Here is a 12116-nt window from a genome sequence, read left to right as displayed (position 1 = left end):
TAGGTCCGGCCTGCTCAAAAGGAAGGTGACCCATGCGTATTGATCGTTTGACCAGTAAGTTACAACTGGCCCTGTCCGATGCCCAATCGTTGGCCGTCGGGTTGGACCATCCCGGTATCGAACCGGCACACTTGATGCAGGCCATGCTCGAGCAGCAGGGCGGCTCCATCAAGCCATTGCTGATGCAGGTAGGCTTTGACGTGAGCAGCCTGCGTAAAGAGTTGACCAAAGAACTCGACCAGTTGCCCAAGATCCAGAATCCGACAGGGGACGTGAACATGTCCCAGGATCTGGCGCGGCTGCTCAACCAGGCGGATCGCCTGGCCCAGCAGAAGGGCGATCAGTTCATTTCCAGCGAGCTGGTGCTGCTCGCCGCCATGGACGAGAACAGCAAGCTCGGCAAATTGCTGCTGGGCCAGGGCGTGAGCAAGAAAGCCCTGGAAAATGCCATCAACAACCTGCGTGGCGGCGAAGCGGTGAACGACGCCAACCACGAGGAGTCCCGCCAGGCGCTGGACAAATACACCGTCGACCTGACCAAGCGCGCCGAAGAAGGCAAGCTCGACCCGGTGATTGGTCGCGACGACGAAATCCGCCGCACGATCCAGGTGCTGCAGCGCCGCACCAAGAACAACCCGGTGCTGATCGGTGAGCCTGGCGTGGGTAAAACCGCCATCGCCGAGGGCCTGGCCCAGCGCATCATCAACGGCGAAGTGCCGGATGGCCTCAAGGGCAAGCGCCTGCTGTCCCTGGACATGGGGGCATTGATCGCCGGTGCCAAGTACCGTGGCGAATTCGAAGAACGGCTCAAGTCCCTGCTCAATGAACTGTCGAAGCAGGAAGGACAGATCATTCTGTTCATCGACGAATTGCACACCATGGTCGGTGCGGGCAAGGGTGAAGGCTCGATGGACGCTGGCAACATGCTCAAGCCGGCGTTGGCCCGTGGCGAGTTGCACTGCGTCGGCGCGACCACGCTCAACGAGTACCGCCAGTACATAGAAAAGGACGCGGCCCTGGAGCGGCGTTTCCAGAAAGTGCTGGTGGAAGAGCCGAGCGAAGAAGACACCATTGCCATCCTGCGTGGGCTTAAAGAACGCTACGAAGTTCACCACAAGGTGGCGATCACCGATGGCGCGATCATCGCGGCGGCCAAGCTCAGCCACCGCTACATCACCGACCGGCAATTGCCGGACAAGGCCATCGACCTGATCGACGAGGCGGCCAGCCGCATCCGCATGGAAATCGACTCCAAGCCCGAAGTGCTGGATCGGTTGGAGCGGCGCCTGATTCAGCTCAAGGTCGAATCCCAGGCCTTGAAGAAAGAAAGCGACGAAGCGGCGAAGAAGCGCCTGGAGAAGTTGCAGGAGGAAATCGTTCGTCACGAGCGCGAATATTCCGATCTCGAAGAGATCTGGAACTCGGAGAAAGCCGAAGTCCAGGGTTCGGCGCAGATCCAGCAAAAAATCGAGCAGTCCCGCCAGGAATTGGAAGCGGCCCGCCGCAAAGGCGATCTCAACCGCATGGCCGAGCTGCAGTACGGGGTGATCCCCGATCTGGAGCGCAGCCTGCAAATGGTCGACCAGCACGGCAAGAGCGAAAACCAGTTGCTGCGCAGCAAGGTCACCGAGGAAGAGATTGCCGAAGTGGTCTCCAAGTGGACCGGCATTCCGGTCTCGAAAATGCTCGAGGGCGAGCGCGACAAGCTGCTGAAGATGGAAAGCCTGCTGCACCAGCGCGTGATCGGCCAGGAAGAAGCGGTAGTGGCGGTCTCCAACGCTGTGCGCCGGTCCCGTGCCGGGCTGTCGGACCCTAACCGTCCGAGCGGTTCGTTCATGTTCCTCGGCCCGACCGGTGTCGGTAAAACCGAGTTGTGCAAGGCGCTGGCCGAGTTCCTCTTCGACACGGAAGAGGCCATGGTGCGCATCGATATGTCCGAGTTCATGGAGAAGCATTCCGTGGCCCGGCTGATTGGTGCTCCACCGGGTTATGTCGGCTATGAAGAGGGCGGTTACCTGACCGAGGCTGTGCGTCGCAAGCCGTACTCGGTGATTCTGCTCGATGAGGTCGAGAAGGCCCATCCGGACGTGTTCAACATTCTGCTGCAAGTGCTCGAGGATGGTCGCCTGACCGATAGTCACGGGCGCACGGTGGACTTTCGCAACACGGTGATTGTGATGACCTCCAACCTGGGCTCGGCGCAGATCCAGGAGTTGGTGGGGGACCGCGAGGCGCAACGCGCTGCGGTGATGGATGCGATTTCCACCCACTTCCGGCCGGAATTCATCAACCGGGTGGATGAAGTGGTGATCTTCGAGCCACTGGCCCGTGATCAGATCGCCGGCATCACTGAGATCCAGCTCGGTCGCCTGCGCAGCCGTCTCACCGAGCGCGAGCTGAAGCTGCAATTGAGCAGCGAGGCCTTGGACAAGTTGATCGCCGTGGGTTACGACCCGGTCTACGGCGCACGGCCGCTGAAGCGGGCGATCCAGCGCTGGATCGAGAACCCGCTGGCGCAGTTGATTCTGTCCGGTCGCTTCATGCCAGGCGAAACCGTGACGGGCACTGTGGAGAACGACGAAATCGTCTTCAACTGAAAGGTGATTGGAATGGCCTCGCACCGCGAGGCCATTTTTTTCATCAGGCCGTTGAACTCAAAGGAAAAGGCTTGTAAAGTGCGCCCCGCAGTACGTCACCCCCAAGGGTTACTTCTCCCTGAGAAAGAACCCGAAATAAGTTGCAAATCATTGTCTTGAAAGCAATTTAAGGGGTTGACAGAGGTTTTTAAGATTGTAGAATAGCGCGCCTCAGACACACGAACGCAGCGATGCGTAAGGGTAGAAGAGGTTGAGGCTAGCTTCAACGTTTCAACTTGAAATATCAGTTCCGTGATAGCTCAGTCGGTAGAGCAAATGACTGTTAATCATTGGGTCCCAGGTTCGAGTCCTGGTCACGGAGCCATTTCAATCGGGGTATAGCGCAGTCCGGTAGCGCGCCTGCTTTGGGAGCAGGATGTCAGGAGTTCGAATCCCCTTACCCCGACCATTTTTGGGTCGTTAGCTCAGTTGGTAGAGCAGTTGGCTTTTAACCAATTGGTCGTAGGTTCGAATCCCACACGACCCACCATTTTTGAAACCAGTTCGCTGGAATCGAATCTTAAGATCAGAGGCCAAAAGCGCTGATCGAGAAGGCGACTTGCGAAGGTCGCCTTTTTTTTACCGGGGTATAGCGCAGTCCGGTAGCGCGCCTGCTTTGGGAGCAGGATGTCAGGAGTTCGAATCCCCTTACCCCGACCATATTGAAAATCCTCGTATCGAAAGATACGGGGATTTTTTTTGCCTGCGAAAAAGCGTAGTGCCTCAAGTCGTCGTACGACCTGCCGATAACCCGCCGACAGGGGCACGGACGTCTGCCCTATTTCAGGCCAAACAATAAAAAAAGGCACCTCGTTATGTTTCTTCGTCAGCTGAATATCGCCCCCCGTGCGGCGCTGGGGTTTGCCTTGATCGCCGTGCTGGTGGCGTTGCTCGGGGTGTTTGCGCTGGGGCAGATGTCGAGTATCCGCGACAGTGAAGTCGCGGTGGAAACCCAATGGCTGCCCAGCATCCGTGGTGGTGACGAGATCCGAGAATGGATGTTGCGTATCCGCACGATCTCCCTGCGCATGGCCCTGGACCAGGACCCGAAGAACATCCCGGTGTACCGCGGGCAAATGGACACGCGCGACAAAGAGCTGAGCGAAAAAATCGCCAGTTACGAAAAGCTCGTCGTCACGCCTGAAGGCAAGGCGCTCTATGACCAGTTCAAGCAAACCTTCGCCGCTTACCGCACGGGCATCGCCCAATCCTTCACCCTGGCAGAGCAGGGGCGTCGGGACGAGCTGATCAAGCTGTTGCTGGTGGACATGAAGACCGTGGTGGATGGTTCCGGTAAACAGCTCAATGATTTGGCGGAGTTGTTCTCCAAGCAGGTGTCCATCGAGAGCCAGAAGTCCCAGGAGCACTATGCCAATTCCCGGATGATCGTCAGCCTGTTCGTGGTGCTCGCGGCCCTGGCCACGGTCGTGCTGGCCATGCTGCTCACCCGTAGCATCGTCAGGCCTTTGGGCGAGGCGCTGAATGCCGCCGAGAACGTAGCCCGAGGCGACCTGACGCGACCGATCGAGACCCACGGCAACGACGAAGTGAGCCGCTTGCTCAAGGCGCTGGCGACCATGCAGCAGAACCTGCGGGAAACCCTGCAGGGTATCAGCGGCTCGGCGGCGCAATTGGCCACCGCCGCTGATGAGCTGAACGCCGTCACGCTCGACAGCACCCAGAGCCTGCAACAACAGAATAACGAAATCGAACAGGCCGCCACGGCTGTCACCGAAATGACCACGGCGGTGGAAGAGGTCGCGCGCAATGCGGTTTCCACCTCTGACGCCACGCGCCAGTCCAGTGAGTCGGCGTCCCTTGGGCAGCAGCGGGTCAGCGACACGGTCGGCGCCATCGGCGCCCTCGCCAGCGATGTGCAGGTGACCGGCGGCCTGGTGCAGTCCCTGGCCAACCAATCGCAGGACATTGGCAAGGTGCTGGACGTGATCCGGGCCATCGCCGAGCAGACCAACCTGTTGGCCCTCAATGCGGCCATTGAAGCGGCCCGGGCCGGCGAAAGCGGTCGTGGGTTTGCGGTAGTGGCCGATGAGGTGCGGGCGCTGGCTTATCGCACGCAGCAATCGACCCAGGAAATCGAGCAAATGGTTCAGGGCATGCGCAGCGGCGCCACCCAGGCGCTGGATTCCATGCAGGCCAGTTCCAGTCGTGCCGCCAGTACCCTGGCGATGGCGGAGCGGGCGGGCGAAGCGCTACAGACCATCACCACGTCGGTCAATGAAATCCACGAACGCAACCTGGTGATCGCCAGCGCCGCCGAAGAACAGGCACAAGTGGCTCGCGAGGTGGATCGCAATCTGGTGAATATTCGTGATTTGTCCGTGCGCTCGGCTTCCGGCGCGGGCCAGACCAGTGCCTCCAGCCATGAGTTGTCGCAACTGGCGAATTCGTTGCGCACGATGGTGCAGCGGTTTCAGGTTTGATTGATGGATAGCTCGGACGGAGATTCCGCCCGAGGTTGAGCATTGACTGTTCTGCCCTCATCGCGAGCGAGCTCGCTCCCACTGTTGATCGCGGTCATCCTGTGGGAGCGAGCTTGCTCGCGATTGCGGTGGATCATTCAGCATCCATATTGCTGATCCAGCGCAATCGTCAGTAAGGTCTCAGTGCAACTTCAGCCGTGGCTCAGTCCCGCGTCCGATCTTGCTGCCCAGCATCAACATCGCCGTGCGGAACAGGCCGTACAGCGCCATCTGGTGCATGCGGTACAGCGACACGTAGAACATCCGCGCCAGCCAGCCTTCAAGCATCACGCTGCCGGTCAGGTTACCCATCAGGTTGCCCACCGCCGAGAAACGCGACAGCGAGATCAGCGAGCCGTAGTCGGTGTATTTGTAGTGCGGCAGGGTCTTGCCTTCGATACGCAGCTTCAACGACTTGGCCAGCAGCGATGCCTGCTGGTGCGCGGCCTGGGCGCGGGGCGGAACATTGCGGTCGCTGCCGGGTTGCGGGCAGGCGGCGCAGTCGCCGAAGGCGAAGATGTTCTCGTCGCGGGTGGTCTGTAGCGTCGGCAGCACTTGCAACTGGTTGATCCGGTTGGTCTCCAGTCCGTCGATGTCCTTGAGGAAGTCCGGTGCGCGAATCCCGGCGGCCCAGACTTTCAGGCTCGCGTCGATCACCTGGCCGTCCGTGGTAATCAGGCTGTCGGCGGTCACCTGGCTGACGGACGCGTTGGTCATGACGTTGACCCCGAGTTTCTCCAGAGTCTTGTGCACCGGTCCGCCGATACGCTCCGGCAGCGCCGGCAAGACCCGTGGACCCGCCTCGATCAGGGTGATGTGCATGTTCTCCGGTTTGATCCGGTCCAGGCCATAGGCGTGCAGTTCGTGAGCGGCATTGTGCAGCTCGGCCGCCAGTTCGACACCGGTCGCACCGGCGCCGACGATGGCGACGCTGATGCGCTCGACAATATCGGTCTGTCCGGCATGGGCACGCAGATAGTGGTGGAGCAATTGCTGATGGAAGCGCTCGGCCTGCTTGCGGGTATCCAAGAACAGGCAGTGCTGCGCCGCGCCTTCGGTACCGAAGTCATTGGTGGTGCTGCCGACGGCAATCACCAGGCTGTCGTAGCCCAATTCCCGAGCCGGCAACAGCTCGACGCCCGCCTCGTCATAGGTGGCGGCCAGCTGGATTCGCTTGCGCTCGCGATCCAGGCCGCTCATGCGTCCAAGCTGGAACTCGAAGTGGTTCCATTTTGCCTGGGCGACGTAGTTGAGTTCGTCTTCGGAGGAGTTCAGGGACCCGGCGGCCACTTCGTGCAGCAGCGGTTTCCAGATGTGGGTCAGGTTCGCGTCGACCAGCATCACACTGGCCGTGCCACGCTTGCCCAGAGTCTTACCCAGACGGGTAGCCAACTCCAGGCCGCCGGCGCCGCCGCCAACGATGACAATACGATGAGTCATGGGGATATCTCGCAAGGCTAAAGGAAATCGGTGCCGTTACCCGAGCGAGCGCGATGCGCTTCATAGCGTCAGGTAACTGATCAGTCGGCTCAACAGGCCCAGGCCGATGGTCACGGCCAGTACCACCACCAGGAGCATCCAAGGCCGGAAAGGCCGGCGCTCGACTCGATGCTGGGACAGTTGCAGGTACTCTTCGACATGCTTCTGGTCATCTGGGTTCAGGCGGCTGGTCATAAAGGCCTCGTCAGGTAGACGTTGCGAAAGGTGTAGACGCTACAGCGTCTGGCTATCCGGCATTGAAAGCAGCGTAGCCGCTCGCTGGAACGGGTTCGACACTCAAGCGGTCGTCCAGGCGAATGATTCCACTTTTTATCACCCGTGCGGTGATTCCGCCATGGCCGCGTACAGCCTGGAACGTACCCTCCCCAAGGTTGCGCTCCAGTCGCGCGCACGGTTGGCACCAGCCGGTGGTTTCGAAGAGGGCCTGGCCGATGCGGAAGCGCCGGCCCTTGAGGCTGAACAGATTGATACCGCTGACTACGATGTTGCGGCGCAGTTCTTGCGGTAACACGGGGCGATCCGCCGGGCGTCCCATTAGCGAAGCGATCACGGCCAGGTGTTCCCATTGAATCAAAGTGACTTGCCGCGCATTGCGCACGCCGGGACGGGCATGGTCGCCCGTCAGGCCGGCCTCCAGGCGTGCCTCCACGGCGTCCAGCTCGAGCATGGGCGCATGGCCTTGGGGGCGCACGCCAATCCAGCGTACGCGGCCTTGCTGGGGCACGGCGGCGATCAGTTCCTGTAACGGGCTCATAGGCTGATCCCGACATCGAACACAATGCTGCGCCCCAGGTTGCCCCGTAGGAAATCCGGCGCGTCAGGGTGGGCGAACAGCACCCGGGCGAACGTCGGCCCCACCAGCGACAACGAGCGCCAACCCTGGCGCAGGTATTCGGTGGGCGGTGGGAAGTGGCTGTTAAGGTCCAGCACTTCGCGCTTGAGGCTGGCGAAGGCAATGATATCCAGGTCCCCCAGGTCCATGCCGCGCTCGGTGTAGTTGTGGGCCTTCTTGCGCAGGGTTGGAGCCAGCCGCATCAGGAACTCATTGGCCGGAATCCGCCGGGGCTTGGCTTCGCGGCGCACCAGTTGGCTCAGGGAGAAGGCGCTGCGGCGGCGTTGCAGTTCGTCGCGCCACTCGTCATTGAGGCGCCGGCCTTCGTCGAGCACGAAAAACACTTCGAAGTTGGCATCCCGAAACAACACGTCCGGCGGCTCTCCCGCGGGAGCGAACTCGTCGGCGCGATAGGGCACGTTCAGCCCTTGCAGCAGACGCTGGCAGACCCAACGCTCACGCTCCCATTTGCGGGCATTGGAGAGAAAGGCGTTGGCTTGCTCGGCCGCGATGGTCAGCAGGCGTAAATAATCGGAATCATCCATGAGCCCAAGCTTAGCGTTCAATTGCGACAAGCTGAAAGCGTTGCGTTGATTAATGGACATTGCGGGTGGGGTGTAGACTGCTGGCTTGAAGTAACCGTGGCGAGGGAGCTTGCTCCTGTCGGACTGCGAAGCAGACCCAGAAGAATTTGCGACCGCTTCGCGCTCGAGCGGGAGCAAGCTCCCTCGCCGCAACAGCCTGTTTGATGCAAGGGTCAGCGAAAGGAGTATTCCCATGATCGGTGCCGAGCTGCTCTCACCGCAGACCCTGGCGGGCGGCTGGCTGATTTATGTGCCGGTGTTGCTCTGGGCCGTGTCGCGCGCGCCGTGGGTCGAACTATTCACCGACAGCCGTCGCCAGCACTTGCTGTTCGGCACGGTGCTGGCGCTGTTCCTGTTGTGGCTGGTGCGACGGGATTTCGATACGGGCGTCTCGTATCACTTTATCGGCATGACCGCCGTGACCCTGCTGCTGGACTGGCCGCTGGCGATCCTCGGCGGCCTCTTTGCCCAACTTGCGCTGGTGCTGCTGGGCCGCCAGGACATGGCGGCGGTGGGCGTCAACGGGGCGTTGCTGATCCTGTTACCCGTGCTGGTTACCGAGTGTTGCGCGATCCTGGTGGAGCGCGCCCAGCCGCGCAATCTTTTCGTGTACATCTTTTGTTCGGGATTCCTCGCCGCCGCGCTTTCGGCATTGTTGTGCCTGCTGCTGGGGCTCGGTTTGCTCTGGTACGACGGCATTTTTGCCATGCCTTACTGGCTTGAGGATTTCATCGGCTACCTCTGGCTGATCATCTTTCCCGAGGCCTTCATCAACGGCATGGTGATCAGTGCGCTGGTGGTGTTCAGCCCTGAATGGCTGGAGACGTTCAACCGCACGCGCTACCTGTCGGCGCCGTGGAACGATGACGACAAGCCTTGATTCACATCAAGGCTGTGCAGGCAGGCGCCCTTCATGCTCTGGAAAAACTTCCAGGAGTACAACCATGAGTGTTTATGAGTGGGCGAGACAAGAGATCAGGCGTAGCCACGATGCGGCCATGGAGATCGGTTTCGATCCGGGCTTGAGTCTGCGTGCCTTGCTCAGTGCAATCGTGCAGCAGAGCAAGACAGTGCGCAGCGTTGAAGATTTGGCCGATGAGTTGAGTTTCCTGGCGGAAAATCTCGACGATGAACGGGACTACGGGTTCATGCGGCCTTAATGATGTGAGCGGGGCTCGAAATCTTCGCTGAACAGCTCATCCTCGGCATCGGGGCTGACCGGAATCTTGTGTTCTTCCGAGGCCCAGGCGCCCAGGTCGATCAGTTTGCAACGATCAGAACAGAACGGTCGGAATTTGCTCTCCGGGCTCCATTCCACAGGGGCGCCACAGGTTGGGCAATCAACGGTTGGGATTTGGCTCATGATTGGCCTCCACGCAAAGTAAGGTAAAAGTGATGCAGGCGCTCGACCTCGCTGTGTAGCCAGGCGAGGTCGCGGTCGTTGACCACCACGTCGTCGGCATGGCTCAGGCGATCCTGGCGGCTGGATTGGGCCTTGAGGATGGCCTGGACCTGCTGCTCACTGGTCTGGTCACGCTGCAAGGTGCGTTCGATCTGCAACTGTTCCGGCGCGTCGATCACCAGGATCCGCTGGGTCATGGCGTACTGGCCCGATTCGATCAGCAGCGGCGAGACCAGAATCGCGTAGGGCGATTGTGCCTGGGCCAGATGATGAGCGATCTCGTCGGCGATCAGTGGATGCAGCAGCGCCTCGAGCCAGCGGCGCTGCTCGGCATTTTCGAAGATCAGTTTGCGCAGGGCTGCTCGGTCCAGTGTGCCGTCGGCCTGCAATACGCCAGGGCCGAAGTGTTCGGCAATTTTAGCCAATGCCGGACGGCCGGGTTCAACCACCCAGCGCGCCGCGTGATCGGCGTCGATGACATGCACGCCCAAGTCGATGAAGTGCTGGGCCGCCGCGCTTTTGCCGCTGCCGATGCCACCGGTCAGGCCGAGAATCCAGGGTTTTTCCACAGGGTTATTCATAAAAGATCGACATTAGAGACCGACAGACTGCCAATAGAAGGCGGTTATTTGACCACCCCAGAGCAAGGCAATCCAGCCGGCAATGGCCAGATAGGGTCCGAAGGGGATCTGCGTCGACCCCGGGGCATCACGCAGGCGCAGCACAATCACGCCGACAACGGCGCCCACCAGCGAAGACAGCAGCAATGTCAGCGGCAGGATCTGCCAGCCACCCCAGGCTCCCAGCATCGCCAGGAGCTTGAAATCCCCATAGCCCATGCCTTCCTTGCCGGTGATCAGCTTGAACACCCAGAACACTGACCACAGCGCCAGGTAACCGGCCACCGCGCCCCACATCGCCTGGTTCAAGGGGACGAACAGCTCGAAGCTGTTGACGATCAAGCCCAGCCACAACAACGGTAGCACCAGGGTATCGGGCAGTAATTGATGCTCGGCGTCGATCAGGCTCATGCCCAGCAGGCCCCAGCTCAACACCATCACCATCGCGGCCTGCCAGCCAAAGCCGAAGTGCCAGGCAACGAACGCTGACACGGCGCCGCAGGCCAGTTCGGTCAACGGGTAGCGCCTGCCGATGGGCGCGGCGCAGCTGGAACAGCGACCACGCAACATCAGGTAGCTCAACACCGGGATATTTTCCCAGGCGCGGATACGATGACCACAGTGAGGGCACTGGGAGTGCGGCAGCATCAGGTTGTAGACCGGGCCGGGCGCTTCGGCCGGCAGGCCCAGCAGGTCGTGGGCTTGCACGCGCCATTCCCGGGTGAGCATCTTCGGCAGGCGCCACACCAGTACATTGAGGAAGCTGCCGACGATCAATCCGAGCAATAACGCAGTGAGCACGAAGGCCAGGGGATAGAGCACGAAGAAATCAGTCAGGGGCATGTCAGATCGCAGAGCCGAGTTGAAAGATGGGCAGGTACATGGCAACCACCAGGCCACCGACGACCACCCCCAGGACCACCATGATGAAGGGTTCCATCAGGCTGGTGAGGTTGTCCACCAGATTGTCTACCTCGGCCTCATAAAAACTCGCCACTTTGTCGAGCATGTCGTCCAGTGCACCGGACTCCTCGCCGATAGCGGTCATCTGGATCGCCAGGTTGGGAAAGATGCCTGAGGCGCGCATGGAAAAATTCAACTGCATGCCGGTCGAGACATCCTGGCGGATGCGCTGCACCGCGCGTTTGAACACCACGTTGCCGGTGGCGCCCGAGACCGAATCCAGTGCCTCTACCAGCGGTACGCCGGCGGCGAAGGTGGTGGAGAGCGTACGGGCGTAGCGGGCCACGGCGGACTTGTACATCAAGGTGCCTATCAGCGGCAGCTTGAGCAGCCATTTATCCCGCCAGTCACGAAAGGCCTCGGAACGCCTGAGGGCGTATTTCACGCCAAAAAACGTCCCCACAAACCCGCCAAGCACCACCCACCACCATTGCTGCAGGAATTCCGACAGGCCGATGACCATCACCGTGAAGGCCGGTAGCTGTGCGCCGAACCCTGAAAAGACCGATTCGAATTGCGGCACGACCTTGACCAGCAGGATGCCGGTGACCACGGCCGCGACCACCACCACGGCCGCCGGGTAGGTCATGGCTTTCTTGATCTTGGCCTTGAGTGCTTCGCTCTTTTCCTTGTAGGTCGCGACCCGATCCAGCAGCGTGTCGAGGGCGCCGGCCTGTTCCCCGGCATCCACCAGGTTGCAGTACAAATCGTCGAAATACTGCGGGCATTTGCGCAACGACGCCGCGAAGCTGTTGCCGGCGGCGACTTCCTGTTTCACCTCGTCCACCAGCTTGCGCATATTGGCGTTGTCGAAGCCTTCGCCAATGATGTCGAACGCTTGCAACAGGGGCACGCCTGCCTTGAGCATCGTTGCCATCTGGCGGGTGAACAGGGCGATGTCCAACGGCTTGATGCGCTTGCCCTTGCTGAATATCGAGGTGGATTTCTTGCGTACCTTCTCCGGGTTGATGCCCTGTTTGCGTAACTGAGCCTTGATCAGGGCTGGGCTCTGACCGGTCAGTTCACCGCTCATTTTCGTGCCTTTGCGGTCTTTGCCTTCCCACGTGTAGACATCGGTTTTGACTGCTTTGACCGCCAT

General features: G+C 60.5%; 12 protein-coding genes, 4 tRNA genes and 1 pseudogene. 9 read left to right on the top strand and 8 right to left on the bottom strand.

The annotated features are described in order from the left end of the window. Window positions 1–32: 32 nt before the first annotated feature. The 7 genes and pseudogenes from clpB (at window position 33) to LOY70_RS30295 (ending at window position 5077) form a co-directional block, all read left to right on the top strand. Entirely contained in the window at window positions 33–2597 is a 2565-nt protein-coding gene (clpB, locus tag LOY70_RS25390; RefSeq protein WP_025215535.1) for an ATP-dependent chaperone ClpB, read from the top strand. A gap of 288 nt (window positions 2598–2885) precedes the next feature. Continuing rightward, a tRNA-Asn gene (locus tag LOY70_RS25385) sits at window positions 2886–2961 on the top strand. Window positions 2962–2968: 7 nt separating this feature from the next. Beyond that, a tRNA-Pro gene (locus tag LOY70_RS25380) sits at window positions 2969–3045 on the top strand. Between the two features lie 5 nt (window positions 3046–3050). Continuing rightward, window positions 3051–3126 (top strand) — tRNA-Lys (locus tag LOY70_RS25375). A gap of 93 nt (window positions 3127–3219) precedes the next feature. After that, a tRNA-Pro gene (locus tag LOY70_RS25370) sits at window positions 3220–3296 on the top strand. A gap of 155 nt (window positions 3297–3451) precedes the next feature. Beyond that, window positions 3452–4222: pseudogene (locus LOY70_RS30300) on the top strand (MCP four helix bundle domain-containing protein); the annotation flags it as partial. Continuing rightward, window positions 4214–5077, top strand: coding sequence for a methyl-accepting chemotaxis protein (locus LOY70_RS30295; RefSeq protein ID WP_413776659.1), 864 nt, complete (start codon window positions 4214–4216; stop codon window positions 5075–5077). The pseudogene LOY70_RS30300 and the gene LOY70_RS30295, both read left to right, overlap by 9 nt. Before the next feature lie 180 nt (window positions 5078–5257). Here LOY70_RS30295 and LOY70_RS25360 read toward each other — a convergent pair whose 3' ends face one another. Genes LOY70_RS25360 through LOY70_RS25345 form a run of 4 tightly spaced genes read right to left on the bottom strand, consistent with a single transcriptional unit; the run spans window position 5258 to window position 7993 of the window. Continuing rightward, complete coding sequence (locus LOY70_RS25360; protein ID WP_265030350.1) at window positions 5258–6556, bottom strand: NAD(P)/FAD-dependent oxidoreductase; 1299 nt, start codon at window positions 6554–6556, stop codon at window positions 5258–5260. A 60-nt stretch (window positions 6557–6616) separates the two neighbouring features. Next, on the bottom strand, window positions 6617–6790 hold the full coding sequence (locus LOY70_RS25355; RefSeq protein WP_003185543.1) for a DUF3094 domain-containing protein: 174 nt from the start codon (window positions 6788–6790) through the stop codon (window positions 6617–6619). A 52-nt stretch (window positions 6791–6842) separates the two neighbouring features. Then, window positions 6843–7370, bottom strand: coding sequence for an MOSC domain-containing protein (locus LOY70_RS25350; protein WP_025215532.1), 528 nt, complete (start codon window positions 7368–7370; stop codon window positions 6843–6845). Beyond that, window positions 7367–7993: a DUF1780 domain-containing protein gene (locus tag LOY70_RS25345; RefSeq protein WP_025215531.1), complete on the bottom strand. Its 627-nt coding sequence runs from the start codon at window positions 7991–7993 to the stop codon at window positions 7367–7369. The genes LOY70_RS25350 and LOY70_RS25345 overlap by 4 nt, the downstream gene beginning before the upstream one ends. Window positions 7994–8225: 232 nt before the next feature. Between LOY70_RS25345 and LOY70_RS25340 the strand changes: the two genes are divergently transcribed. Then, window positions 8226–8912, top strand: a complete 687-nt coding sequence (locus LOY70_RS25340) for an energy-coupling factor ABC transporter permease (protein ID WP_265030345.1) — start codon at window positions 8226–8228, stop codon at window positions 8910–8912. 64 nt (window positions 8913–8976) lie between these two features. Next, on the top strand, window positions 8977–9192 hold the full coding sequence (locus LOY70_RS25335; protein ID WP_265030343.1) for a hypothetical protein: 216 nt from the start codon (window positions 8977–8979) through the stop codon (window positions 9190–9192). Here the strand turns inward: LOY70_RS25335 and yacG are convergent. Genes yacG through LOY70_RS25315 form a run of 4 tightly spaced genes read right to left on the bottom strand, consistent with a single transcriptional unit; the run spans window position 9189 to window position 12116 of the window. Further along, a complete protein-coding gene (gene yacG, locus LOY70_RS25330; protein ID WP_109756364.1) occupies window positions 9189–9395 on the bottom strand; it encodes a DNA gyrase inhibitor YacG in 207 nt (68 codons plus the stop codon). The genes LOY70_RS25335 and yacG overlap by 4 nt on opposite strands. Then, on the bottom strand, window positions 9392–10015 hold the full coding sequence (gene coaE, locus LOY70_RS25325; protein WP_265030339.1) for a dephospho-CoA kinase: 624 nt from the start codon (window positions 10013–10015) through the stop codon (window positions 9392–9394). Before coaE ends, yacG begins: the two co-directional genes overlap by 4 nt. 12 nt (window positions 10016–10027) lie before the next feature. Beyond that, window positions 10028–10897: a prepilin peptidase gene (locus LOY70_RS25320; RefSeq protein ID WP_265030338.1), complete on the bottom strand. Its 870-nt coding sequence runs from the start codon at window positions 10895–10897 to the stop codon at window positions 10028–10030. Window position 10898: 1 nt separating this feature from the next. Then, window positions 10899–12116, bottom strand: coding sequence for a type II secretion system F family protein (locus LOY70_RS25315; protein WP_265030337.1), 1218 nt, complete (start codon window positions 12114–12116; stop codon window positions 10899–10901).

This window comes from Pseudomonas sp. B21-054, from assembly GCF_026016345.1.
GTDB lineage: Bacteria > Pseudomonadota > Gammaproteobacteria > Pseudomonadales > Pseudomonadaceae > Aquipseudomonas.
The sequence above is the reverse complement of the archived record's forward strand: the minus strand, read 5'-3'. Positions and strand labels throughout refer to the sequence as shown.

What these genes read in the sequence shown, in the direction of transcription:
- clpB (WP_025215535.1), top strand. Translation starts at nt 33, where the DNA reads ATGCGTATTGATCGTTTGACCAGTAAGTTACAACTGGCCCTGTCCGAT.
- LOY70_RS30295 (WP_413776659.1), top strand. Translation starts at nt 4,214, where the DNA reads ATGCAGCAGAACCTGCGGGAAACCCTGCAGGGTATCAGCGGCTCGGCG.
- LOY70_RS25360 (WP_265030350.1), bottom strand. Translation starts at nt 6,556, where the DNA reads ATGACTCATCGTATTGTCATCGTTGGCGGCGGCGCCGGCGGCCTGGAG.
- LOY70_RS25355 (WP_003185543.1), bottom strand. Translation starts at nt 6,790, where the DNA reads ATGACCAGCCGCCTGAACCCAGATGACCAGAAGCATGTCGAAGAGTAC.
- LOY70_RS25350 (WP_025215532.1), bottom strand. Translation starts at nt 7,370, where the DNA reads ATGAGCCCGTTACAGGAACTGATCGCCGCCGTGCCCCAGCAAGGCCGC.
- LOY70_RS25345 (WP_025215531.1), bottom strand. Translation starts at nt 7,993, where the DNA reads ATGGATGATTCCGATTATTTACGCCTGCTGACCATCGCGGCCGAGCAA.
- LOY70_RS25340 (WP_265030345.1), top strand. Translation starts at nt 8,226, where the DNA reads ATGATCGGTGCCGAGCTGCTCTCACCGCAGACCCTGGCGGGCGGCTGG.
- LOY70_RS25335 (WP_265030343.1), top strand. Translation starts at nt 8,977, where the DNA reads ATGAGTGTTTATGAGTGGGCGAGACAAGAGATCAGGCGTAGCCACGAT.
- yacG (WP_109756364.1), bottom strand. Translation starts at nt 9,395, where the DNA reads ATGAGCCAAATCCCAACCGTTGATTGCCCAACCTGTGGCGCCCCTGTG.
- coaE (WP_265030339.1), bottom strand. Translation starts at nt 10,015, where the DNA reads ATGAATAACCCTGTGGAAAAACCCTGGATTCTCGGCCTGACCGGTGGC.
- LOY70_RS25320 (WP_265030338.1), bottom strand. Translation starts at nt 10,897, where the DNA reads ATGCCCCTGACTGATTTCTTCGTGCTCTATCCCCTGGCCTTCGTGCTC.
- LOY70_RS25315 (WP_265030337.1), bottom strand. Translation starts at nt 12,116, where the DNA reads ATGGCGGTCAAAGCAGTCAAAACCGATGTCTACACGTGGGAAGGCAAA.